A 24,591-nucleotide genomic window follows, 5' to 3' on the forward strand; every position below is an offset into this window, starting at 1 on the left:
ATCGTGAAATATGAGCTGCCCGCCAAACTGAAGGACCGCCCAGAGCGGATCCTTCAGCGTGTGGGCTACACCACGTCGTACAATGAACAGACGAAGACGCCCAACTGGGTGGCATGGCATCTGACGAAAGCACATACCTATGGCTCACATCAGCGCAAACAGGAGGTGTTTACCGAGGATGAAGATATCGCCAAAGGACGTCGCGCCACGAATATGGACTACTATAACTCGCGCTACGACAGGGGACATATGTGTCCTGCTGGCGATAATAAGTGGGACAAGCAGGCGATGGCGCAGTCGTTTCTGTTTACGAACATCTGTCCGCAGAATCACGGGCTCAATAAGTATGAGTGGAACGATCTCGAGATACTTTGTCGCGATTGGGCGAGGAAATACGGCGCCATCGACATTGTGTGCGGACCGCTTTACAGCTCGAAAGGTGAATGGAAGACGATAGGAAAGAATAAGGTGCGTGTGCCTGAGGCCTTTTTCAAGGTGGTGCTTTGCCGCCAGGGTAGGGTGAAAGCCATTGGTTTCGTTTATCGCAACGAGGGCGTGAAGCAGAAAATGGTTGAGGCGGTGCGCTCTGTCGACGAAATAGAGCGCCTGACGGGCATCGATTTTTTTCCTTCCCTTGACGATCAGATAGAGGAGAAGGTAGAGGCTCAGGCTAAGCTAAGTGATTGGTAAAGAGTTAAAAACGTTTAATAAATTGGTAAGCCGGGGCGCTGTCTCGGCTTTTTGTTGTACGCTTTGCAGCGTGAAAATAAAAGAAGTGCTGAGCGCCCTTGAACGTTTCGCGCCTCTGCCCTTGCAGGAAAGTTGGGATAATGCTGGCTTGCAGGTTGGACTGACAGAGACGGAGGTTTCAGGGGCATTATTGTGTTTGGACGTCAACGAACGTATTGTCGACGAGGCCATCGCGAAGGGGTGCAATCTCATTGTATCCCATCATCCGTTGCTCTTCCGCGGCCTGAAAACAATCAGCGACTTGACGGATGTGCAACGCACGGTGAGGAAGGCTATACTGAATGGCGTCGCTGTTGTTTCGATGCACACCAACATGGACAATGCACGTGGGGGTGTTAACTTCCGCATCGCTCAGAAACTGGGACTGAAGAACGTTGGTTTCTTCGCCCAGAAAAGCGTAGATGGTATCGAGGCAGGGAGTGGCGTGACAGGCGAACTGCCAGAACCTCAGGCTGCCGACGATTTCATCATTCAGGTAAAGAAAACCTTTGGAGTGGAGTGCGCCATGTGCAACGAACTGCTCCGTCGCCCTGTCAAAAAGGTTGCTATCTGTGGCGGGGCAGGTGATTTCTTGCTCGATGAAGCCGTGAAAGTAGGAGCCGACGCCTTTATCACGGGCGAGATGCACTATCACCAATATTTCGGCTATGAGCAGCAGATACAGATTTGCGTCATCGGCCATTATCAGAGCGAACAGTATACGGCTGAGGTGTTCGAGGAGATTATACAGAAGGAATGCCCAGGCGTAAAGACATATATTGCTGAGACTTGTACGAATCCAATATTGTATATCTAATATAGTAAATTATGGCAAAGAAAGATCCTACAGATTTGTCAGTAGAAGAGAAACTGAAGACCCTATATCAGCTTCAGTCGGCTCTCTCTGCAATTGATGAGAAAAGAGCGCTGAGAGGTGAACTGCCTCTCGAAGTACAGGACCTGGAAGATGAAATCGAAGGTCTGACCACTCGTATTGAAAAGATTAAGAGCGACATCAATGAGTTCCAAGCTGCCATTACTCAGAAGAAGGGCGAGATTGCTGATGCTGAGGCAAGCGTGGCTCGCTATAAGAGCCAGCTGGACGAGGTGAAGAACAACCGTGAGTATGACACGCTGTCAAAGGAAATTGAATTCCAGACACTGGAGATTGAACTCTGCAATAAGAAGATTCGCGAGGCCAACACCCGTATTCAGGAAAAGCAGAATGAGTTAGCTTCTAACGAAGAGGTTATCAAGGAGCGTCAGGGCGATCTTGAGGTGAAGAAAAATGAACTCGACGAGATCATGGCTGAGACTCGTGCAGAAGAGGAGAAACTGAAAGAGAAAGTAAAGGACCTCGAATCAAAAATCGAGAGCCGTTTGTTGACTTCTTTCAAGCGTATCCGTAAGAATGCACGCAATGGTCTTGGTATTGTTTACGTTCAGCGTGATGCCTGTGGTGGTTGCTTCAATAAGATTCCGCCCCAGCGCCAACTCGACATCAAGATGCACAAGAAGGTTATCGTTTGTGAGTACTGTGGTCGCATCATGATCGACCCTGAACTGGCGGGTGTAAAGATTGACAAGACATCAAGCGAGGAGAAGAAGACTCGCAAGCGCGCCATTCGTAAGTCTGCTTCGTCGAAGAAGACAACTGATGCAAACGATATGGAGTAAATGTTAAAGGTTTTGATAGTCTGGAATATCCTCTAGAAAATAGTATTTCTGATTGAGATAATCCATCTTGCAACAATAGTGCTGCAGTCCGTTACTGACTATCAGATAATCCACTTTCAGCAGAAGATTGTAGACCGATATTTGGTCGAAAGTCTTCTGCTGAATTTTTATGGTTGGGGCTTTGTACTCAATAATCATCTGAGGCATCGCCACCTTATTATATAATATGGAGTCACAGCGAAGGCGCTTCTCACCTAGACGCAGTTCAATCTCGTTGCCCAGAAGTCCTTTGGGATAGCCTTTCTGTTCTATAAGAAAATGCACAAAATGCTGTCTCACCCATTCTTCAGGGGTCAGTGTCACGTATTTCCGACGTAGAAAGTCGAAAATCATCTGTTTGTTCCCCTTATTCGTGATTTTTATGGGGTATGGTGGTAGGTTTAATCGAAACATTTTTGTAACTTTGTACCCGCAAAAGTACAAATAAAAAATGAATTACCATCATGGCAGAGGCAAAAAGTGTCACTTTTGATAGTATCATGCGTGATTTAGAAGCGCGGAAGTTCGCACCCGTCTATTATCTGATGGGCGATGAGCCTTACTATATAGATAAGATTGCCGATTATATAGCTGAACATGTACTGCAACCCGAGGAGCGCGATTTCAATCAGACTGTTCTTTTCGGGTCTGATGTAACGGCTTCGCAGATAGCTGATGCTGCGCGTCGTTATCCCATGATGTCAGAATATCAGGTACTTATTGTGAAAGAGGCACAGAACGTGAAGAACACAGATGCTTTGGAGAAGTATTTCAAGGCTCCAATGGCTTCTACAATTTTGGTGATGTGCCATAAAAATGGTACGATTGACGGACGAAAGAAAGAATACGTAAAGGCTATCACAGCTGTGGGTATACTCTTCGAAAGTAAAAAGCTGCGCGATCGCGACCTTCCTGTCTTTATCGAGAATTATCTGAGAAAACGTCAGGTGAGCATCGATCCTAAATCGACTCAAATGATTGCTGATAATATTGGCGCAGATTTGAGCAGACTGACTGGAGAGTTGGATAAGGTTATTCTATCTCTGCCAGAACAGGATAGGAGAGTGACTCCACAGGTTGTTGAGGATCAGATAGGAGTGAGTAAAGAGTTTAATGGTTTTGAGCTTCGTGACGCTATCGTGAACCGAAATGTTTATAAGGCAAATCAGATAATAAAATATTTTGACGAAAATCCGAAGGCTGGTAGCATCTATTCATTTCTCCCAATGCTCTTTAATTTCTTCCAGAATTTAATGATCTCCTATTATGCTCCAAATAATAAGAGTCAGGAAGGGGTAGCAGAATGGTTAGAATTGAGATCACCATGGGCTGCCAAGGACTACATGAAGGGGATGAAAAATTACTCAGGAATGAAAGTGATGCAGATAATTACCAAGATACGTGAAATAGATGCCAAAAGTAAGGGCTTAGATAACCCTAATACCCCTCCTGGAGAGCTCATGAAAGAACTGATTTTTTACATTCTGCACTAAAAAATCGACTTTTCTACTTCTAGAATTTCCTAAAATAGCGCTTTTCGTGAGCGTTTTTTTTATGCGTAAATGCCCATAAATCAAGGGTTTTGCACGATTTTCACCCCTTCAAAACTCGCGTTTTTCGCACCATTCTATCCAGTTGTTCTGAATACGGGAAAAATGGCAAAATTAGACTTTATATCACCCGTTTAATTTGGCATTAACATTCTTTTATGTTTTCAATGCTGAATTTGTGTTTGTAATTTAAAACCGAAATAATGTATTTTTTCACATTCTTAATTTAATGTTTACGTTTATATAAACATGCATGCTTATATATTGTTTTGGTTTGTAAATGCAAATATCGGCATTCAAATATTTAAATTCATAAATATACATTTCTCCTTATACAATAATAAATAACTAATATTCAGCATCTTATGAATTAAATAAGGGAATTTAGCACATATTATATGCTTTTTGAGGATAAAAATCTGCATAATTGTTTCTTAAATACATAGAATTATGTAAATACCTTATTTATACCCAGTTATTTGCGTTTCATTCTCTTAATTATTCCTTTTTGATAATTTAGCTCTTTAAATTTTGATTCGTAATTCCAAAATCAAATATCAATCCTTTAGTATTATGGATTTATAAATATAAAAATACAAACCAATAGTTTAAAAATCAAAATTTTCTTCATAATTGTTGTTTATTTCAAAAATTTACTTTACCTTTGTAAACTGAAAGAAAAACGGGTCTTTTGACCCCTTAAACGCCTAAAGATATAAAATGAAGGATCGTATTAGACAAATTATGGAGTCTCAGAGAATGACTCAGCAAGAGTTCGCCGACTATATTGGATTGGCCCCTGCCACTCTTAGTAGTATCTTTAATGGTCGCACCCGCCCTACCATGAATGTGGTGGAAGCTCTCAAAAAGAAAATTCCAGACATCAGTACTGATTGGTTGATTTTTGGTTCTGGAGAGATGTTTGTCACCCCTCAAGGTGTGGTTCCTAGCTCTCCAACACCTGTATCAGAGTCTCTTTTTCCAGATTCTCCGATGCTTGATTTTGATCATACTGTGTCTCCTACCCCACAAAATAACGGTCAATCGCTATCAAATTTTAATGGTGTAAAATCTACACGGCCTGAAATTATAAGAGAAGAAGTTAAAATAGTTGACAAACCACAAAGGCGTGTCATGGAGATTCGGGTATTTTATGATGATCAGACATGGGAAACTTTTGTCCCTGCTAAAAAATAAGGAACCAAATATATTTGGTATTTTTCTCACTTATTTGTACCTTTGCAGCATCATTGTTACAAAGGTACATATTTATATATGAAAAAGTTTATTTTAGACTTGACGGTTAAGTCTGTAGAGCAGCTTCATGAGCGCTATGTGCTGATTAAGCTAACTGACAAGCACCCATTACCGGAGATGTTGCCAGGACAGTTCGTAGAGGTTCAAATTGAAGGCTCTTCCACAACGTTCCTTCGTCGTCCTATTTCCATTAATTTTGTTGATCGTGAACAGAATGAACTTTGGCTCCTAGTGGCTACTATTGGTGATGGTACGCGTAGGCTGGCTCAACTGAAGGCGGGTGAGACGTTAAACTGCATACTTCCTTTAGGTAATGGCTTTTCTCCAATTTTTAAAGGAGAAAAGGTGCTCCTTATAGGTGGTGGTGTTGGCGTAGCTCCTCTTCTCTATATGGGAGCAAAGATGAAAGAATCTGGTGCAGAACCGACTTTCCTGCTTGGTGCCCGTTCTGCTAAGGATCTGCTGATGCTTGACATATTTAGAAGGTACGGGCGCGTATACGTGACTACTGAAGATGGAAGTGAAGGTGAGAAAGGCTTTGTAACCAATCATTCCTTGCTTCAGCAGGAGTGTTTCGATCGTATCAGTACTTGTGGCCCTACGCCTATGATGAAGGCAGTGGCCCGTTTCGCCCGTGAGAATGGTATCGACTGTGAGGTATCACTTGAAAATCTGATGGCTTGTGGTCTTGGAGCATGCCTGTGTTGTGTTGAGAAGACCACAGAGGGAAATTTGTGCGTTTGTAAGGATGGACCAGTATTTAATATAAAGAAACTTTTATGGCAAGACTGAATGTGAAGATTGGCGATCTTTCGCTGAAGAATCCGGTAATGACAGCATCAGGCACTTTTGGCTATGGTGTGGAATTTTCAGATTTCATGCCTCTTGATGGTATTGGTGGCATAATTGTGAAAGGTACGACGCTGATGCCTCGTGATGGCAATGACTATCCTCGTATGGCTGAAACGGCTAGTGGTATGCTTAATTGTGTGGGCCTTCAGAATAAAGGTGTCGATTATTTCTGTGAGCATATTTATCCTCAGATTAAGGATATCGATACCAATATGATTGTTAATGTCAGTGGGGCGTCGCCTGAAGATTATGCAGAGTGTGCTGCCCGTATTGATGCATTGGAGAATATTCCTGCAATCGAATTAAATATTTCCTGTCCGAACGTAAAGGATGGTGGTATGGCCTTTGGTGTTACGTGTGCTGGCGCCTCTAGTGTGGTAAAAGCTGTTCGTGAACGCTATCATAAGACACTGATTGTAAAACTGTCTCCCAATGTGACGGATATCGCAGAGATTGCCCGTGCCGTAGAAGCTGAGGGAGCTGATAGCGTTTCGCTCATCAATACACTGATGGGTATGGCAATTGACATTGAGAAGCGCAGAACTCTTCTTAGTATTAATACTGGAGGACTAAGCGGCCCTGCCGTTAAACCCGTTGCCTTACGCATGGTTTGGCAGGTGGCTAAGGCTGTGAAGATTCCTGTTGTAGGGTTGGGAGGTATTTGTACGGCTCAGGATGCCATCGAGTTCTTGATGGCTGGTGCTACGGCCATAGAGATTGGAACTGCTAATTTCCTTGATCCTGCAGTCACAATCAAAGTACGGGACGGCATTAATGATTGGCTTGATCGGCATGGCTGCCAATCAGTACAAGAAATAATCGGTGCGATCAGTTAATCGCACCGATTTTTTTTTCTGTTAATCGTATAAAATTTGAGGGCTGGCAATTGCCAGCCCTCAACCAACACAAAAACTAAACTAGACTTAACTAAAGCATTTCAGGATTTTCACAAATCCCGCGAATGCAGTTGCAAAGGTACAATAACTTTTTTAATGTACCAAATGTTTTTTGCATTATTTTACATAATAAACACTATTTCTATAAAATAGCTGCGTTTTTCCGTAAATAATGGTCTAAAATCGTCATAGCAGCCATTGACTCGACTATTGGTACTGCTCTTGGCAAAACACAAGGATCATGCCGCCCTTTAGCAGTCAAAGTGGTGGTATTTCCTTCTATGTCTACAGTTTCTTGTTCTGTAAGAATTGTGGCGACAGGTTTGAAGGCCACCCGGAAATAGATGTCTTGTCCGTTTGAGATGCCTCCCTGAATACCTCCACTATGGTTGGTCTTGGTAGAAATCTTACCATCCTCAGAGCAGAATATGTCGTTTTGTTCAGAACCGCGAGCCGTTACTCCATCGAATCCTTCGCCGTATTCAAATCCCTTGACGGCATTAATACTGAGCATAGCAGATCCCAGAGCTGCATGTAACTTTCCGAATTCAGGTTCGCCTAAGCCTACAGGACAGCCCTTGATGACACATGTGATAATCCCTCCGATGGTGTCGCCCTCGGTTTTCATCTGACTAATCAGTTCTTCCATCTGTTTGGCTTTCTCTGGATCAGGACAACGCACGGCGTTTGTCTCTGTCAGAGAAAGGTCATATAGATGATAATCCCGTTCAAGAGAGATAGGGCCAACTTGTGAGGTGTAAGCTTGAATGGAGATGCCTAACTGGCGGAGTACCAGTTTTGCCATAGCTCCGCCAACACATCGACTAATGGTGATTCGGGCTGATGAACGTCCGCCACCACGATGATCTCGTGTACCATATTTATTATAATAGGTGAAATCAGCATGTGAGGGACGAAACAGACAACGCATATTCTCATAGTCTTGTGAGTGCTGATTGGTGTTGCGTACAATAAAACCGATGGGACAGCCTGTTGATTTTCCCTCAAAGACACCACTGAGCAGTTCTACCTGATCAGGCTCTTGTCGCGAAGTGGTTATCTTACTTTGGCCTGGTCGGCGGCGGTTCAGTTCCTGCTGGATAAAGTCAATATCAATGTCAATTCCAGCAGGCATGCCGTCAATGACGCCTCCGATGGCTTCACCATGGCTTTCACCAAACGTTGTCAATCTAAATATGTTGCCGAATGTATTCATCTCCTGAGATAGTGTTTTGTCGTTGGCTGTAAACTATTTAATGACAATGGCCACATCCGCAACCTTCGCCGTGGTCATGATGATGCCCACCACATCCATCTTCGCCACATCCGCCACATTCGCCTTCGCCGTGGTGGTGTCCGCATCCGCTGCAACCGCCAGTAAGGTGCTTAATCAAGTGCTGGACTTCTTCCTCGGTGGCGTCGCGGTTCTCAATCACTGTGCCCTTGAAATTCAGGGTTTTACCAGCGAGAGGGTGGTTGGTGTCAATAGTTACGCCGTCTTCTTCAACCTTCTTCACTTTTGCCATGAACTGGTGGTCTTCATTGTCCATCAGAGTGATGACGGCTCCTTCGAAGATATTTTCGTGGTCGAAATGTCCGTTAATCATGAATACGTCACGCTTCAGTTTATGCACACCCTCAGGATCATATTCTCCGAAAGCCTCTGCAGGCTGAAGGATAAAGTCGAAGGCAGAGCCTTTTTCCTGCTTCATCACTTGCTGCTCGAAAGCATCGAGAGCAACTCCGAATCCAGTGATAAACTCAAAAGGACGATCATCGCCAGTCTGCTCTTCTAAAATATTCTCTCCGTCGGTTACGGTGTATAACTGATATACCACCGACATGAATTTGTTCTGTACTTTGTCCATTCTTCTATATATAATAATGTATAACGGCTGCAAAGGTACGAATAAACGGGCGAAATACCAAATAAATAAGGATTAAAGTCAATAATTGATAGATATTTATCAAGAATTCTTCATTTGGTTGACCTGTATCAATAAAAGGGCTGTGTTCGCACACAATTATGTCTAAAAGCTTGTTTGCTTTCAAAAAACTTCGTACCTTTGCACCGTCAAAAGGAAAAAAGTAAGATTAAAGTAAGGATAACATAATTAAAAAAGTAGGACGGTCTGACACACCGCTCCGAGTAAAAAGAAAGGAAAGGATAACAAGATGAAAAAGATGATTTTGACAATGGTAGCAATGCTGAGTATGACAACCGCATTTGCAGAAGGTGAGACCGCAGCTAACGTAAGCAACATTGAGGCTTATGAGATGAATATCAATATGAATAAGCTCTCTGACGCTCTGAAGCTGGCAGACGACCAGAAGGAGGCTGTTGAGAATATTCACCATACTTTCGCCGCTGAGCTGATGTTTGCTGCTGAGTATGGTAAGAATGATCGCAAGGCCCTTGTCGATCGTGCCATCAGTAATGATGTGAAATGGATGCGTTACGTTCTTAATGAAGAACAGATGCATGTTTACCTCAGACTGCTCAACGCTACGATTAACAATCGTGGTTTGAATAAGTAATAGATTATCATTAGTAATTTTCAAAGAGGCATTCCATAAGGGGATGCCTCTATTTTTATGCTTAAAATTTGCATGTTTCGATTATTTTTATTTATTTTGCAGTCAGAAACTAAAAATATCAGTAAATATGAAAAGTTTTAAGATCATTCTTTTGTCTGTTGTGGCAGTTGTTTTTGTCAGCTGCGGAACCTCAAACACAGTGCCTATCACTGGTCGTAAGCAGAATCTGATGGTTAGCGATGGTGAGATCCTATCTCTTTCCACCCAACAGTATCAAGACTTCATGAAGACAGCTAAGGTGTCTACCGATGCTGCTAATACCGCTATGGTGAAGCGAGTAGGGCAGAATCTTGCCAATGCTGTTACCAGCTATCTTACATCAGCTGGCTTGCAGAATGATTTGCAGTATTATAAGTGGACTTTTAATCTTGTTCAGGATAAGCAGGTGAATGCCTGGTGTATGCCTGGCGGACTGATCTGTGTTTATGAGGGCATACTTCCAGTCACTCAGAATGAGGCTTCGTTGGCTATTGTCTTAGGTCATGAGATAGCCCACGCCGTAGCTCGCCATTCCGCAGAGCAGATGAGTACTCAGATTAAGCAGCAGTATGGTATGCAGATTGGTGCAGCCGTACTTGGCGGCTTGGGAATGGGTGCTAATACGACCTCTATTCTGCAGGCCATAGCTGCTCAGGGATTCAATTTCAAGAATCTCAGTTATTCACGTGGTCATGAGAGTGAGGCCGACCACATGGGACTGATTTTCGCAGCCATGGCAGGCTATGATCCTCAGGTAGCCGTCAGTTTCTGGCAGCGCATGGCAGCCCTTGGAGGCAATAAGCAGTCTGAGTTCCTGAGCGATCATCCCTCTGACGAGACCCGCATCAAGCAGATCCAGGGCTGGATGCCAGAGGCTTTGAAGTATTATAAGCCTAAGGCTGTGGCAACCAATACAAAGACTGCAACAAAGACAACGAGCAAAACAACTACCACGAAGAAAACAACTACAACAAAGAAGAAATAACGAAAACAGTAATGAAGAAAACATTCATCATGATTGCCGCCTTGGGCGGTATGCTTACCATTCAGGCACAAACAAAAGACGGTGGCATCTCAAAGTCGATGCTGCAGGAGATTCAGAAGGAACAGAAACAGTGTGGCAAGGAACGTGTGATAGCCAATGCCATATCGGGTATGAGCATCGATGCTCTGGCAAAGAACTATCAGGCAGCTGCTCGCCCCATTGATACCCATTTCAGTGTCGAAACTCGCAAGCAGTCTATTACCGATCAGAAGTCGTCTGGTCGTTGCTGGATGTTCAGCGGACTTAATGTTTTGCGCTCTAACTATATGAGTCATGCCGATTCTGTCAGCATAGAGTTCTCACAGGCCTATTTGTTTTTCTGGGATCAGCTCGAGAAGGCCAACCTGATGCTTCAAGGCGTTATCGATACAGCCAAGAAACCCATTGACGACGAACGTGTGCGTTTCTTCTTCAGTAATCCCATCAGCGACGGAGGTACATTCTGCGGACTTGCCGACTTGGCTCCCAAATACGGACTTGTTCCCACTGACATCATGCCCGAGACCTTTACCAGTGAGAATACTTCGAAGGCTCGCAGCCTCGTGTCATCCAAACTCCGTGAATTCGGTCTCAAATTGCGTGATATGGTGGCTCAGAAGCAGAGCGCTTCTGCCATCCAGACCGCTAAGACCCAGATGCTGGGCGAGATATACCGCATGCTGAAACTCACCCTGGGCGAACCTGTTCAGAAGTTTACTTACGCATTCAAGGATAAGAATGGCAAGTCGCTTGGCGTTGCAAAGGAATACACGCCGCTTTCGTTTTATAAGGAAGTGGTAGGCGGTCCGCTCAACGGCACGTTTATCATGGTGATGAATGACCCTCGTCGCGAGTACTACAAGACCTACGAGGTAGAGTACGATCGTCACGTCTACGATGGTACAAACTGGCGCTACCTGAATCTCCCCATGGAGGAGATCGAGCAGTTGGCCATAGCCTCACTGAAAGATGGCCGCAAGATGTATAGCTCATATGATGTAGGTAAGCTCCTTGATCGTAAGCGCGGTTATGCCTCTCTCGACAATTTCGACTACGGTTCACTCTTCGGCACTACCTTTGGTATGGACAAGGCCCAGCGTATCAGCACCTTCGATAGTGGTTCAACCCATGCTATGACGCTGACAGCCGTTGACCTCAATGCCGATGGTAAGCCTGTCAAATGGAAGGTTGAGAACTCATGGGGCGCCACTAGTGGTCAGCAAGGCTGTATCATTATGACAGCCGACTGGTTCCGTGAGTATATGTTCCGACTCGTGGTTAATAAGAAATACGTACCCGAGCGTCTTCTGAAGGCAGCTGAGGCAAAGCCCGTCATGGTGATGCCAGAGGATCCTCTTTTCCTTCCCGACGAGTAATACCTTCAGCTGTGAAACCAGCGCGCATCTACCAGCAGTATATCTGGCTAATCAATGCCTTCAGGCGTCGTCGGCGCATGACGCTTGAAGAGCTCAACGATCAGTGGGTGAGGGAAGAGGTGAACGAAGGCAACCCTCTCTCTCGCACCACTTTCAATCGCCACCGCGACGCCATCCTTGATATGTATGGCATCGTTTTGGAGTGTGATACGAAAGACCACTACCGCTACTATATAGCCAACCCCGAAATTCTCGATGATGATAGTTTAGAGCGTTGGACACTCTCTACACTCACTGTTGGTGGTGTGCTCTCCGATAGTGCTTCACTTAAGGATCGCATCATCCTCGAGAATGTGCCTGCTGGTGAAGAGTTTCTGCAAACCATTATCCGTGCCATCCGCATGGGTCGGCAGATACTGATGGGCTATCGCCGTTTCGGAGCCGAAGGCTATGAGAAAACCGTTGCCCCCTATGCTCTCAAACTTTTCCACCAGCGCTGGTACTTGCTTGCCTTTACGGGGCGCCACTATGCCATCTACTCGTTAGACCGCATGATGTTTGTTACGCTTGCCGATGAGTCTTTTGAGATGCCTGCCGACTTCTCTCCGCAAGCCTATTTCGCTGAATATTTTGGTGTGTTGACCGATGAAACCCCGATGGCTCATGTTGTCATTCGAACCTATGGCAACACTGCTAACTATTTCCGCACGCTGCCCCTCCACACCTCTCAGCGTGAAATTGCCACGACATCCGAATATACTGATTTCTCTTTCGACATCCGCCCCACAGCCGACTTCATGGGTCAGTTACTCTCCTATGATTCTGGCCTCGAGGTGCTCGAACCTGCAGACCTGCGTACCAAGCTTCAGCAGAAGATTCAGTCCATGCTCGAACGCTATCGTTCATAATCCATTAACATTCTTTAGTGCAAAAAACCGAAAGGTGTACCGCTTTATGGTACACCCTATATCTACTTTTGCATTCGATAACGAGAATGTTAAACTATAAAAGTATAAAGATATGGCAAGTTTATTTCTGATGATTGTAATGACAATTGCTCTTGGCAGTATGGTCAGTGGTTATGTGGAGGTTTTGAATCATGCTGACGAGATTTGTTGACCGCTTTCTTTCAGCCCTCTTCCAGTTGGCCGACTACGTTACCAGCAGGCTCTCTTCCTCCTCTCCCGAGTCTGCTGGCAACAACACTCCAGCTCCCATCATCCGCTTCTCGCCTGACGATATATAAATATAATGGAGCATACCTTTTCGTTTTTGCCACCACGCATTTGTTGCCCCTTATGGATAACAGTGTTTTCTCCTTGGGAAAACGTTGTTACCTCCGTTAGAAAATAGTGTTTTCCTTAGGAGAAAACAACGTTTTCTAACGGAGAAAAGAGTGGAAAACGATATCCCGATGGATTGTTGTCAACATTCCGATGAACTTTTGTAATCATAAAAAAGCATTAGAGAGAATAATAAATGTTCACGAATGAATGATTATAGATATCTTTTCATATCTTTGCATCCGAATTTTCTAATCTGAGTAGAATGAATAGAAGATATCTGTTGATAGCGCTATTGCTCCTGTGCGGCATGGCAAGTAAGGCGCAGGAGGGGAAAGAGAGTGTGTTGCAGCCGGATACTACGTTTAGTATGCCGCCTCTGACATATAGGGGTACGATTGCGCACTATCCCTATTGGAGCAGTCTCTATTCGGCTTTCAGCGATTGGTCACTTCATCCCGGGCTGAATGCGTCGCTTTCTGCATCGGCTATCTTCGGAGTGGGCAAGCATGCCAGCAGCGGCTTCGCCAATAGTGCCGTTTTTATGTATGCAGGCAATCTGATGCCTAAACTCTCTTTTGCGCTTGGCGGTTACTCGTCGTATCTCGATTATGGTAGCAGGCAGATGAAGGATGCTGGCCTTACAGCAATGCTGAACTACCGCTTCGACGAGCATTGGGAAGCCTCGGTCTTCGTGCAGAAATCGATGATGCAGCCTAAGATGCCACCCCAGATGTGGTGGATGAACGATATAGGAGATAAGATAGGAGCCTCGGTGCGCTATAACTTCAATCCGAATCTGAGCGTACATCTTAGTGTATGGGAAGGACGCCAGCCTTATTACTCCTGGTATTAACGACACAAAAGAAAACGTTTTCTTGCATATCTGTACAATAATGTGTACCTTTGCAGGCGATATGAAGAAAGATGAGAAATACCGTTTGCTGACGGAGCAAATCAAGGCCCTTATTGAGGGCGAGACAGACAGCGTGGCTGTGATGGCCAATGTTTGTGCGGCTATTCATGAGACGATGGGATTCTTCTGGACAGGGTTCTATCGGGTGATGGATGGCGAATTGGTGCTTGGTCCTTTCCAGGGGCCGGTCGCTTGTATGCATATTCCTTTCGGACGCGGTGTCTGCGGTTCCGCTTGGGAACAGAAGAAGACGCTTGTCGTGCCCGATGTAGAGCAGTTCCCCGGACATATAGCCTGTAGCAGTCTGTCGCGCTCAGAGATTGTCGTGCCTGTTTTCTCACAGGCCAACGAAGTCATTGCTGTGCTTGATATCGACAGCAAGGAACTGGCGACTTTCGATGAGACCGACCGTCAATACCTCGAAGGTATTTGCAAACTCATTAAGTGATGATGAAAGACAATAGCGAAGAGCGTTTCCCCCTTGTAGATGAAAAAGGTCGTGTAATAGGCTCGGCTACGAGGGGCGAGTGTCATAACGGGTCCAGATGGCTTCACCCGGTGGTTCATCTGCATGTGTTTAACTCTCGTGGTGAGGTATACCTGCAGAAGCGCCCAGAATGGAAAGATATCCAGCCTGGCAAGTGGGACACCAGCGTGGGTGGTCACATTGACTACGGCGAGACGCCGGAACAGGCCTTGACAAGAGAGGTACGCGAGGAACTGGGTATCACCGACTTCACGCCAGAACGGATAGGGATGTATGTGTTTGACAGTCGCCGGGAGAGCGAACTGGTATATGTGAACCGTACCGTCTATGATGGACCTGTCATGCCGTCGGCAGAGGAACTCGATGGAGGTCGATTTTGGACGATAGATGAAATTCGGGCCGCCATGGGAAAGGACATTCTCACCCCCAACTTTGAGAGCGAGTTTCAGCGGTTCTTCCTTTAAAATCGACGAAAAGATGAAGCACAGAATACTTTTTGTCTGCCACGGAAACAAATAGAAAAAATTAAGATTATTTAATATCCCTAACTATCAATTAGTTAGGGAATTTTTGTATCTTTGCAAACGTAAACCAAAATCAGATTTTATTGTAATATTTGTAAACCGTAGTGTAAACTGATATAAGGATATGAAAAGAAACCTACCAACTATTTCTGCTGTTCTGTATTTGTCTAAGACATTGGCAAATGGAGAACACCCCATTATGCTGAGAGTTTCATATAATGGGCAAAGAAAATACAAAAGCCTTGGTTTGTCGTGCCCAGAAAAGTTATGGAATGAGAATAAGCAAGAAGTTAGATTGGGGCATCCAATGGCACGAAACATGAATACAATAATCAGAAGCGAGATAGATAAAGTAAATAGTTATGTTTTGAGTGTCGAAGGCAAGGAGGACTATTCCGCCAGCAGTATTATAAAAGCCGTTTTAAAAGCAGCCCCCACCACGCACACGTTATTTTCTCTTTTTGAAGAAAGGATTGATTATTTCTCCAAGACCACTCATAAGCACAATACTGCAACTGGATATAGAACACTTCTAAACATTATTAAACGCTATAATGAGAATGAAGATATTGAATTATTTGAATTAAATATTGGTTGGATAAATAATTTTAAGCAGTATCTCAAGACTAAATACAAAGACAATTCTATTAGAAAATTCTTCGATTGTCTTAAAGCATTGCTAAACTATGCAGCAGAGCATGAATACATCAAAGAATCGCCCATGACAAATTATGATTGCAAATCTGGATTAAATTGTCAAACTAAGAAAAAGGCACTAAGCCTTGCTGAAATCAGCTCTCTTATACAATATTATTATAATACATACGGATTCACAGGAATAAATCCACGACCAGACTTAGAAAAGACTAAGGTTCATTATTGGAATCAAAGGTTTAAGCCACGTGGTACTACAAAATTAACTCCGATTGATGCCGAACAGTTTTCATTGGCACTATTTCTGTGTTCCTATATGTTTCAAGGTCTGGCTTTGGTCGATTTGGCAAAATTGAAAAGGAAGGATTTGAAAATTGTTAAAGTAGTGAATGAAAAGAAATGGATGGAAGATGCAGCAGAACACGATATTGAGTATGCCAACTCAAATAAAGAGGTAACAGAATATTATGAAATCAATACTCAGAGAGAAAAGACCAACCATCCAACTCGTATCATGTGTGAGGCTCAATCATTAATTCCTTTTCTTAATCCATTCGGTTCATGGGTCAATGGTTGTGAGGATGATGATGAACTGGAAGAATATGTATTCCCTATCTATGATAAAGACAATGATGATGAATATATGAAATTTGGTAGGATGAAATATGCAACATATCTAGTAAATGTTAATTTGAAAAGGGTAGCAGAAAAAGCTGGTATTAGCAATGATATAACCTTTTATTCGGCACGGCATTCTTATGCATCAAATCTTTATCATTCTAATGTACCTGTTGGTCTGATAGCTCAAAATATGGGTCGTAATCCTAATGATATAGATACGTACTTAAAGGCATTTGATAAGAACAAGATTATTGAAGCCAATGAAAAGGCTTTTATAACAGGACATGAAGAATTTACTTCAATAAGAAAAGAGCAAAGAAGAAAAGAAAGAACCGAATATATCGAAAAGAATAGGGAACTTTTAGAGAACAAAAGTGGAATTATTTTGCCAAAGCAAGATACAAAAGAAAAAGACCAAAGGAAAGAGGCATTGAGACAGTTAAAGGAACACATTGAACAGGAACTAAGTAAGTTGGAAAATGAAAGGTAGGCATCCGAGCCACTAGATTAGGGGGGGCGTTGTAACCTAACGTCTCTTTTCTATGAATTAGGTAGGTCATATATTCACAAACAGTCTGCCATATGAGAAAAATTTTGGGGGTTGGAATGGCGATATTTTCAAGTCGAAGCTATGTCCACTCAATTGAAAACCAGTGAATTGAGAAAACCATATAGTCACCAAGCGTTTAAAAAAAATTCTGGGACCTATTTTGAGATATTTTCAGAATCGGTCCCATTTTCATACGTTTCGATTGAGGTGGATTCCAGTCACACAGAGACGTTTTTCATGGTCTGAAGGTATAACTATCCCCATAAGGAATATCAAGCCCTCAGAGAGCACTCTACGCATTTTTCTTGTATTTGGTGATACCATTCTGTTTGCGCCACCTCTTTAGTGTCACTAGTGAAATCTCAAGCCCATGTGATTTCATAACCTCTAGATTCTCCTTGTCAGTCTTTGAACAGTCGTATAGTTCACCAATACCTTCATTATGAATCATCTTACAAGCCATATTCCTTACTTGTCTCTTATTCAGACCGTATTTTTCACAGAACTTAGGATTAACCATGAATCTTCTATTAGTACCCTTTAATCCTTCACCTCTAGTTAAATCAGCCTTCATTACGTTTCTAGCTATGTAGAAGATTTCCTTTTTGTCAATGACATTTTCAGCATCAAAATTTGATATATAATAAACGAGTTCGTATAACAAATTGAATAAAAGGTTATCGAAGGTAATACTAGGGTTAATCATTCGCCTAATGACACCATTGATGAACAGTTTCTTTCTACGACCATTGCCATCTGCAATCTTAATGGCTCTGCCATTGCTTTTCTTCCAGTATCTCTTAATCTCAATATAATCTGAAGGAAATACAATATAGGGTGTATCATCATCTACGATTGGTAACGGTGTATGCTCAATATTTGGGAATACATCAACATATTTACTCAAAACATCTTCCATCTTCATATTCCAATAATCATTTTCAAAACTTTTATTTACAAAAGTATCATTCAAACTAATAATAGTTGGTGGTGTTGTATTATTAGTTACATTGATACTTTTATTATTATTACTACCTATATTATTAATATTATAATAATCTTTATAATATTCTATTATATCTACCTTATTATATATTATATTAGATACCTTGATGTCGATATTGCCACAGCCATTGCCATTGTAGTACTGACTAGCCTTGAAGCTTCTATCATCAATGGCACTAGTTGAAATCTTATTTGCTTCCAACAAGGAATTAACATAGTTATAATACTCATTACAACCTTCAATTTTATTAGCGAAGCAATATATAAGGCGGTAACTATATTTCCCATCGAGACCATTGCTGCATGAGGTGTAGGAGATAGTAGGTTTATACTCCAGTCCATCTACCATCGTATTCATATCAACATCGGTGTGGTCAATGTCGAGCGAAACGAAGGATGAATAACTGAAGTTCCTATCAGTCTTATCTCTCATTCCAAATGTTGCATTAGTGAAAATAGGAGTATAGCAATACCCTTTAGTCAAAGCTTCAGCAAAACCATCAACATCTGTGTATATCCTACTGAACCTTAGTTTTCCGACCTCTGTTTCCCTATTTGGCTTATGGTCAAATTTCTGATGGGATAGACTTACCCAAAACTTGTAATCATCTGTGATTTCCATATCTGTAATCTCATTAACAATACGTCTGCAATCTCATTATTTTCTAGAGAAAGAGGGGTTTGCCAATCTGAGATTACAGACGAAAAGAACTGGCTTAACGGTAGCGAACCGCACCCCTCTGTGATTAAAATATAACCCTTGGACTTGGTTTTTCAAGTCTTAGAAGAAGAAAGTTAGCTATATTGCAAAGATATGTAAAAAATTTCGAAAAAACAAGCTTTTCAACTGGTATTTTCGGTAGCATCCATATATTTATGAATTGAAGTCACATCAAGTCATAATATAAATATAACGATATAACACAAAAGTATATGGATAACACAAACGTTAATCAACCAAGACCGAGACAAGATAGGCATGGGGCTAATAATCCTATGTATGGCAGAACCCATAGCCAACAGTCACGAGAAAAGATGAGCCAAGCAGCAACCTTGAGAAACCAACAGTATAGGGATGCGCTTAGAAATCAGCATCATGTCAGCATGGATGAGTTTCTGAGTGCCAACCCTTCAGTGGAACAGTATATAAAGGCATTGGCTAGTAAGGTAATAAAAGAAGAAATAGACAAAGTTATATGGAGAAAACAGAATCAACCAATATCAATCCCAAATTCATGGGATTAACCGAATTAAAAAAGAAACTAGGGTTAGACAAGATTCCAGTGATACACCCTCCCATCCCCATCAAAAGGGATGGCAAACATTTATATCAAGTTGTCGGCTATACCTACCCACTGAGACCAGAGACCATTGACAGATTGAATATACCACCTCAAAAGATTCTATTTGAAGTTGATAGGGAACAGTGGCACAGAGAAATGAATGAAGCAAAGGAGAATCAAGATAAGAACCCCAAGGAGTATATAGACCCTTGGGATAAATAACGCTGCAATAAATTGATAAATTACAGCTATCAATATTTAACAATTTGGAGGCTCATTACAGCCTCCTTTTTTCGTCAATGTAGTCACGCACGGCATTGGGCTATCAAAAGCCACAATGAGCCTTAATATACCTATATAAAGGCAATCTGAGCGTTTTTGAAGGTAAAAACAAACGCATTGGTGCGTTTATTCTCTCTCAAGTTCTGAAAAAAGAAAATCTATCTACTCAAGCGTGATTTTCAACTCCTTACCACAGTGAGGACACCTCAGAACTGGTGCAGTATTCTCAACCTCACTCATTTCATCGGTGAAGAAATCACCAACCTTACAACCGATTATCTCTGCAATAGTGCGCAATGTCTTAACATTGGGCGAACCATTCACAATCTGACTGATTCCCCCCTTGGTAATCTCCATCTTATTGGCTACATCAATCAAGGTGTAGCCATGTGCCTTAATAACTCCCTTTATATCCATATTAATAATGTTTAGAAATAACTGGTGCAAAATTACCAATAAAAAAACAATCTACCAAATATAATCGCAGAAATGTTTAGTTATGACTTTAATTCTGTTAATATGTGTTTAGTTTGGGCTTAAAATTGTTACTGGAGGTTAAAGTTATAGTAAAAACTAAACTTTTTATTCAAAAACCTTGCATGGTTTAGAAAAAAGTATTATCTTTGCATCAGAAATAAGAAATAGTAACAGTTAAAAGTAAACAATATGTGGGGCATCTACTACAAAGTCAACGGCAAAGGTCAGTATAAGAACTATATGGATGGTACTTATACAGAAATGAAGAAAGCATCTGATGAACTGATTGCTAGAGCAATCGCAAAGGGCTTCAAGATGATTAGACGTGCTCAAGGTACTGGTGGTGTAAACCTCACTTATTCAGACGGTAAGACTAGAGTTGAAATCGTCTATGTTGAGAATGAGAGAGATAGAGAGTGGTTAGCATTCTTCGACAAGTGCCAAGCAGAACGTGGAGCAAAGGCAGCATAAATAGAAGTTTAACATTTTAATATAGGAGATAGAGATATGAAGCAGATTGCAACAGTTAGCACCAGTGAGATTGCTCGTTACGCAGCAAAAAATATCGTTTTGAACAACGTGGATATGCTTACAGCCACAAGTAAGGGTATTGCCCTTGAGACAATGAAGAAGCGCATGATGCGTGGCGAGGTCGTTAGATTCGCCTATATGAAGAAGGATGGCTCTGTACGTGTTGCAGTTGGCACATTGCAGCCCCAAGCAGTTAAAGCAAATGTTGTTGGTACTGGTATTCCCAAGCGTTTCTACGGAATGTTCGCCTACCTTGACCTTGAGAAGATGGCTTGGAGAGGATTTCTTGAGGAACGTTTCATAGGTACAATCGAGAATTAACAAGGGAATGGGGAGAAATCCCCACCCTTCTAACTGATAAGTAGAACAATTAACAGATAAGAGATATGGATACAAGAATGGCAGAGTATATAATGGTGATTCTCAAATCAAGAATTAATATAATGTGGTCATGGGGTTGCAAAAACTTTGTTGCACTCAATGATGGTTTGCAATGGCATGTTCAAGGTTATTTAATGAATGGTTATGTGAAGGTATTATACAATATCGCTACAGATGCCTTTGATGTTTATTTCCTCAATAATAAGAAGGAACTAGTGAAGAAGGTTGAAGAAGTGTACCTTGATAACCTTGTAGATGTGATTGATTACAATGTCGAGAAGGATGGCTCATTTGATTACGGTAAGAGAGTGAAGGAACAATATTCAATTTCTATATAATCTTGTATATGAGAATAGAAATATACTGAAAATCAGTAAGTTGTGAACGATTTTAGAAAAATATCAATTCAAATACATAGTTAATCAGTTAAAAATATAGGATATGAAGCAAGAATTTCACGAATATCGTACATCAAACGCAATGGATTGGGACGTTATGCTTTCGTTAGTACGCAAACTCTATAGGGATGGTGATTACCGTATGTCACTACTGATTGGGTGTGGATGCTTCTTTGGTTTGCGCATCAGCGACATATTAACGCTTACATGGTCAATGATACTTGATGGTGACAAGTTTACCATCTACGAAAAGAAAACTGGTAAGCGTAGGGTGGTGAAAGTAAATAAAGGTTTTCAGAAGCATATCAAACAGTGTTATGATTCCCTTCATATCACCAATGAAGATGAAAAGTGTTTCCTCAGCCGTAAGAAAATGGTCTATTCAACTCAGCGTATCAATATACTGTTTAAGGAGATTAAGACCAAGTATAACTTGAAGATTGACCACTTTTCTACACATACAATGAGAAAGACCTTTGGGCGCAAGGTGTTTGAATCGGCTGGCACCGATGCACCTTTGGCGCTTATGCGGTTGCAGACGCTGTTTAATCACGCTAGCCCTACAATCACCAAGCGTTACTTGGGAATCACAGACAGCGAACTTGAAAGCAGTTATGACCTATTAGATTTTTGATTAATTGATTGCGCAAATTAGCGCAATCATTCTTCATTTCACCTTAATTAAATCTAAAAACATTCATTTTCATAACATTTTTGAATATTATTCACCGTAAATCATTGTTTAATCAGATATATTTCCTATCTTTGTGGCAGATTATTAACTTAAAACAATGCAATTATGTTTTGGACTGGTATTATTATTATTTTTGTTTTGGCAATCATAGCAGGAATAATGCAAGGAAATGCAAAATCTAAGGAGTTTAAAAAACAAGGAGAAGAGAATCTGCAGAAATTCAATTCCTTACCAGATTTTAATGCAACTAAAAGAATTAAAGGTGTAAATGATACCTATATATTTGGTGTTGATGAAAACAGTAAGAAAATTGCTTTTGTAAAGAAATTCCACAAAGAGATTGTGCCATTTGACCAAATAATCAGTGTCGAAATACTTGAAGACAATACTATTCTTCAACAGAAATCATCATTAAGAGCAATTGGCGGAGCAGTTGTAGGAGGTGCAATTGCTGGAGGAGCAGGAGCAATTGTAGGTGGCCTTTCTGGTGATAGTAAACAGAACAAGAAGGTCTCAAAGGTACAGATTAAGATAAAACTAAGGGATATTAATCATCCTTCATTTACGATTAATTGTTTCGATAGTAAAACAATGACAGTTGGCGGTAAACCAATTAAGCCATCAAGCATAGAAGGCCATCTATATAAGCAAGGATTAAAAGATGCACAGCGAATTGCTGATACTATAAGTGCAATAATTGATATTACAGATAAAAATACAAAGAGTATAACTCAAACTCCACCTCAGTCTGCTAAGGTTATTGGAAGTGTAGCAGACGAACTGTCAAAACTTGCAGATTTAAAGAACAAAGGAATTTTGACGGACGAGGAATTTGCCGCTCAAAAAAAAGCGTTGCTTGGCACTTCTATTCAAGAACCTTCTGTGCCAGAGACTAACGAACCTTTACGGCTTGAAACAGTGGTTGATGATGGAGTGCCACAAGAGGTAAGAGAGGCATTAGAGAATGGGGAAAAGATAACAGCAGTAAAGCTTTATATGGAACTTACTGGATGCGGACTTGCGGAAGCTAAAAACTATATTGATAGTATTAGTTAAAGTGATTATACTTCTTTAATTATAATAATAAAGGACAATATGGCATTATGAAAAGATACTTAGTATTCGGTGCAATCGGAATTGCATTGGGACTGTTGATTTTTGCAACTCATGTGAGTGAAGTTCTTGAATGGTTAGTTATGGGAGGGGTTGTTCTAGTTCCTCTTTCATATCTCATGTCGTTAATTTCAAAAGGCAAAAAGATGAATACAACAGCTTTCTTGATTCTTATCGTTGGTTTTGCTGCATTTATAGGATTGTTCTCTTGGTATTTAGAGAATGATAGAATACGTAGTAATGAAAGAATGAAGAAAATGATAGAGCAAGCTAATATTGAACGACAAGAAATAGCTGTCAAAGATTCTATGGAGAATGCGCAAAAACAAAACAGGATTGCTAAAGAATCTGAAGAATGGTATAAAAAAGAGGGTGACAAAGCCTTTGGCAATTTCGTTTTTGGAATGTCAAAGAGTTGCTTTAATAAAGAATTGGATATAATTAAGAAGGAAACGAAAGGATATATAACCATTGATGGAAGTGATTTTTATATAGATGAAAAAGAATGCGCTTTTATCCATGATAAGTTATATAAGATAAGACTTGTTTCTAAACAGCAAGACCATATTGAATATGAAATGACAAGGGATGAGCAGAGAGACTATATAGATTTTCATAAGAAATGGTTACTTGGCATATTCAAAGATAAGTATGGTGAAGCACATGATGAAGATGGCTGGCATTTCTTACACAAAGATATTACCGTTTACTATACATGCGTTAATCCCCTTGAAGATGAAAACAGAGAGCCGCACAGATGGGCTTCAATTATAACGATTTCACAACCTAAGTTGTCCTACGAGGCGTATGAGGAATCTAGAAAAGCAAAAGCAATAGAGGATTCCATAAAGAACAAACGAGACGAAGAAAAGAGAAAAAAAGAAGAAAATATCCGCAAGAAAAAAGAATCCTTCGCAGATGGCATTTGATTGTTTACGCAATATAGTATGGTATGTAGAACCTAAACAAGTTCGTCCCATTATCTTTTCATCAGCAGACATTAAGATGCAAGAAAAAAGAGAAAATCTAAAGTATTTTGTAGAAAACTATAAAAAGAAAACAATGTAATATTCTATTCTGAATCAATTTAATGATTTAAGTTTGGAGGTATCGGATAATATTTCTATCTTTGCATCGGTAACTAAAAACATAATTGTATGTATTATGAAAAGTGGTGTTCTGGAATTAAGCGATGACGGATTATATTTGAGAGATGTGATAGACAAAAACATTAATCACATTGTCATACCTAATACAGTGACAGTTATATGTCCTGAAGCATTTTGGGGATGTTCTTCTCTCAAGAGTATAGACATTCCCAAATCAGTGACTAAAATAGGTAACTCTGCATTTTCTGGTTGTACATCTTTAGAACAAGTTGACATACCAAACTCAGTGACTAGAGTCGGTGATTG

The 24,591-nt window shown here is 41.3% G+C and carries 30 protein-coding genes; 25 read left to right on the forward strand and 5 right to left on the reverse strand.

Going from position 1 to position 24,591, the window contains the following annotated elements; all coding sequences use genetic code 11:
• From T325_RS00005 to T325_RS00015, 3 genes are all read left to right on the forward strand, one after another.
• The coding region (locus T325_RS00005) for a DNA/RNA non-specific endonuclease (protein ID WP_036909391.1) at nt 1-690 on the forward strand (690 nt) is incomplete at its 5' end.
• A 70-nt stretch (nt 691-760) separates the two neighbouring features.
• Nucleotides 761-1,546 (forward strand): Nif3-like dinuclear metal center hexameric protein, encoded by a 786-nt coding sequence (locus T325_RS00010; RefSeq protein ID WP_036909393.1) that lies wholly within the window; start codon nt 761-763, stop codon nt 1,544-1,546.
• A gap of 11 nt (nt 1,547-1,557) precedes the next feature.
• A complete protein-coding gene (locus T325_RS00015) occupies nt 1,558-2,406 on the forward strand; it encodes a zinc ribbon domain-containing protein (protein WP_036909396.1) in 849 nt (282 codons plus the stop codon).
• Nucleotides 2,407-2,409: 3 nt separating this feature from the next.
• Here the strand turns inward: T325_RS00015 and T325_RS00020 are convergent, their stop codons facing one another.
• On the reverse strand, nt 2,410-2,859 hold the full coding sequence (locus T325_RS00020) for a type I restriction enzyme HsdR N-terminal domain-containing protein (RefSeq protein ID WP_036909398.1): 450 nt from the start codon (nt 2,857-2,859) through the stop codon (nt 2,410-2,412).
• Nucleotides 2,860-2,909: 50 nt separating this feature from the next.
• On the opposite strand from T325_RS00020, the gene holA reads away from it, so the two are divergent.
• The 4 genes from holA to T325_RS00040 all read left to right on the forward strand — a co-directional run bounded on the left by holA (nt 2,910) and on the right by T325_RS00040 (nt 6,940).
• Nucleotides 2,910-3,938, forward strand: a complete 1,029-nt coding sequence (gene holA, locus T325_RS00025; protein WP_036909401.1) for a DNA polymerase III subunit delta — start codon at nt 2,910-2,912, stop codon at nt 3,936-3,938.
• A 777-nt stretch (nt 3,939-4,715) separates the two neighbouring features.
• Nucleotides 4,716-5,192, forward strand: a complete 477-nt coding sequence (locus T325_RS00030; protein WP_036909403.1) for a helix-turn-helix domain-containing protein — start codon at nt 4,716-4,718, stop codon at nt 5,190-5,192.
• A gap of 78 nt (nt 5,193-5,270) precedes the next feature.
• Nucleotides 5,271-6,044: a dihydroorotate dehydrogenase electron transfer subunit gene (locus T325_RS00035; protein WP_036909405.1), complete on the forward strand. Its 774-nt coding sequence runs from the start codon at nt 5,271-5,273 to the stop codon at nt 6,042-6,044.
• Entirely contained in the window at nt 6,032-6,940 is a 909-nt protein-coding gene (locus T325_RS00040; protein WP_036909407.1) for a dihydroorotate dehydrogenase, read from the forward strand. Before T325_RS00035 ends, T325_RS00040 begins: the two co-directional genes overlap by 13 nt.
• 202 nt (nt 6,941-7,142) lie before the next feature.
• Here T325_RS00040 and aroC read toward each other — a convergent pair whose 3' ends face one another.
• On the reverse strand, nt 7,143-8,216 hold the full coding sequence (aroC, locus tag T325_RS00045; protein WP_036909409.1) for a chorismate synthase: 1,074 nt from the start codon (nt 8,214-8,216) through the stop codon (nt 7,143-7,145).
• A 37-nt stretch (nt 8,217-8,253) separates the two neighbouring features.
• Entirely contained in the window at nt 8,254-8,868 is a 615-nt protein-coding gene (locus T325_RS00050; RefSeq protein WP_036909411.1) for an FKBP-type peptidyl-prolyl cis-trans isomerase, read from the reverse strand.
• Nucleotides 8,869-9,175: 307 nt separating this feature from the next.
• On the opposite strand from T325_RS00050, the gene T325_RS00055 reads away from it, so the two are divergent.
• The 9 genes from T325_RS00055 to T325_RS00090 all read left to right on the forward strand — a co-directional run bounded on the left by T325_RS00055 (nt 9,176) and on the right by T325_RS00090 (nt 16,952).
• Complete coding sequence (locus T325_RS00055; protein WP_036909412.1) at nt 9,176-9,538, forward strand: hypothetical protein; 363 nt, start codon at nt 9,176-9,178, stop codon at nt 9,536-9,538.
• 127 nt (nt 9,539-9,665) lie between these two features.
• The gene (locus tag T325_RS00060; RefSeq protein ID WP_036909413.1) at nt 9,666-10,562 is read left to right on the forward strand and encodes a M48 family metallopeptidase; all 897 of its coding nucleotides are present in this window, start codon (nt 9,666-9,668) and stop codon (nt 10,560-10,562) included.
• An 11-nt stretch (nt 10,563-10,573) separates the two neighbouring features.
• A complete protein-coding gene (locus T325_RS00065; protein ID WP_036909414.1) occupies nt 10,574-11,977 on the forward strand; it encodes a C1 family peptidase in 1,404 nt (467 codons plus the stop codon).
• Between the two features lie 11 nt (nt 11,978-11,988).
• A complete protein-coding gene (locus T325_RS00070) occupies nt 11,989-12,885 on the forward strand; it encodes a helix-turn-helix transcriptional regulator (protein ID WP_051949606.1) in 897 nt (298 codons plus the stop codon).
• Between the two features lie 191 nt (nt 12,886-13,076).
• A complete protein-coding gene (locus T325_RS12640) occupies nt 13,077-13,223 on the forward strand; it encodes a hypothetical protein (RefSeq protein ID WP_156097602.1) in 147 nt (48 codons plus the stop codon).
• A 302-nt stretch (nt 13,224-13,525) separates the two neighbouring features.
• The gene (locus T325_RS00075; protein WP_051949608.1) at nt 13,526-14,116 is read left to right on the forward strand and encodes a hypothetical protein; all 591 of its coding nucleotides are present in this window, start codon (nt 13,526-13,528) and stop codon (nt 14,114-14,116) included.
• Nucleotides 14,117-14,177: 61 nt separating this feature from the next.
• Entirely contained in the window at nt 14,178-14,624 is a 447-nt protein-coding gene (locus tag T325_RS00080; RefSeq protein ID WP_081910981.1) for a GAF domain-containing protein, read from the forward strand.
• On the forward strand, nt 14,624-15,127 hold the full coding sequence (locus T325_RS00085) for an NUDIX hydrolase (RefSeq protein WP_036909417.1): 504 nt from the start codon (nt 14,624-14,626) through the stop codon (nt 15,125-15,127). Before T325_RS00080 ends, T325_RS00085 begins: the two co-directional genes overlap by 1 nt.
• 184 nt (nt 15,128-15,311) lie before the next feature.
• Complete coding sequence (locus T325_RS00090) at nt 15,312-16,952, forward strand: site-specific integrase (RefSeq protein WP_051949609.1); 1,641 nt, start codon at nt 15,312-15,314, stop codon at nt 16,950-16,952.
• 352 nt (nt 16,953-17,304) lie between these two features.
• Here T325_RS00090 and T325_RS00095 read toward each other — a convergent pair whose 3' ends face one another.
• A complete protein-coding gene (locus tag T325_RS00095) occupies nt 17,305-18,639 on the reverse strand; it encodes a hypothetical protein (protein WP_036909418.1) in 1,335 nt (444 codons plus the stop codon).
• A gap of 311 nt (nt 18,640-18,950) precedes the next feature.
• Between T325_RS00095 and T325_RS12995 the strand changes: the two genes are divergently transcribed.
• Together T325_RS12995 and T325_RS00105 are read left to right on the forward strand one after the other, a co-directional pair.
• Nucleotides 18,951-19,262, forward strand: coding sequence for an NUMOD3 domain-containing DNA-binding protein (locus T325_RS12995; RefSeq protein ID WP_081910982.1), 312 nt, complete (start codon nt 18,951-18,953; stop codon nt 19,260-19,262).
• Nucleotides 19,214-19,522 (forward strand): hypothetical protein, encoded by a 309-nt coding sequence (locus T325_RS00105; protein WP_156097603.1) that lies wholly within the window; start codon nt 19,214-19,216, stop codon nt 19,520-19,522. Before T325_RS12995 ends, T325_RS00105 begins: the two co-directional genes overlap by 49 nt.
• A 222-nt stretch (nt 19,523-19,744) precedes the next feature.
• On the opposite strand, the gene T325_RS00110 is transcribed toward T325_RS00105, so the two are convergent.
• Nucleotides 19,745-19,999, reverse strand: a complete 255-nt coding sequence (locus T325_RS00110; RefSeq protein ID WP_036909423.1) for a helix-turn-helix domain-containing protein — start codon at nt 19,997-19,999, stop codon at nt 19,745-19,747.
• A 249-nt stretch (nt 20,000-20,248) separates the two neighbouring features.
• Here T325_RS00110 and T325_RS00115 point away from each other — a divergent pair, with 249 nt between their 5' ends.
• The 7 genes from T325_RS00115 to T325_RS12495 all read left to right on the forward strand — a co-directional run.
• The gene (locus T325_RS00115; RefSeq protein ID WP_036909424.1) at nt 20,249-20,530 is read left to right on the forward strand and encodes a hypothetical protein; all 282 of its coding nucleotides are present in this window, start codon (nt 20,249-20,251) and stop codon (nt 20,528-20,530) included.
• 36 nt (nt 20,531-20,566) lie between these two features.
• The gene (locus T325_RS12250) at nt 20,567-20,911 is read left to right on the forward strand and encodes an SH3 beta-barrel fold-containing protein (RefSeq protein ID WP_051949610.1); all 345 of its coding nucleotides are present in this window, start codon (nt 20,567-20,569) and stop codon (nt 20,909-20,911) included.
• 65 nt (nt 20,912-20,976) lie between these two features.
• A complete protein-coding gene (locus tag T325_RS12645; RefSeq protein WP_036909426.1) occupies nt 20,977-21,309 on the forward strand; it encodes a hypothetical protein in 333 nt (110 codons plus the stop codon).
• Between the two features lie 103 nt (nt 21,310-21,412).
• On the forward strand, nt 21,413-22,003 hold the full coding sequence (locus tag T325_RS00130) for a tyrosine-type recombinase/integrase (protein ID WP_036909427.1): 591 nt from the start codon (nt 21,413-21,415) through the stop codon (nt 22,001-22,003).
• Between the two features lie 165 nt (nt 22,004-22,168).
• Nucleotides 22,169-23,119, forward strand: a complete 951-nt coding sequence (locus T325_RS00135) for an SHOCT domain-containing protein (protein ID WP_036909429.1) — start codon at nt 22,169-22,171, stop codon at nt 23,117-23,119.
• A gap of 47 nt (nt 23,120-23,166) precedes the next feature.
• Nucleotides 23,167-24,105, forward strand: a complete 939-nt coding sequence (locus T325_RS00140) for a hypothetical protein (RefSeq protein WP_156097604.1) — start codon at nt 23,167-23,169, stop codon at nt 24,103-24,105.
• Nucleotides 24,106-24,340: 235 nt separating this feature from the next.
• The coding region (locus T325_RS12495; protein ID WP_156097605.1) for a leucine-rich repeat domain-containing protein at nt 24,341-24,591 on the forward strand (251 nt) is incomplete at its 3' end.

Source organism: Prevotella sp. FD3004, from assembly GCF_000746155.1.
GTDB lineage: Bacteria > Bacteroidota > Bacteroidia > Bacteroidales > Bacteroidaceae > Prevotella.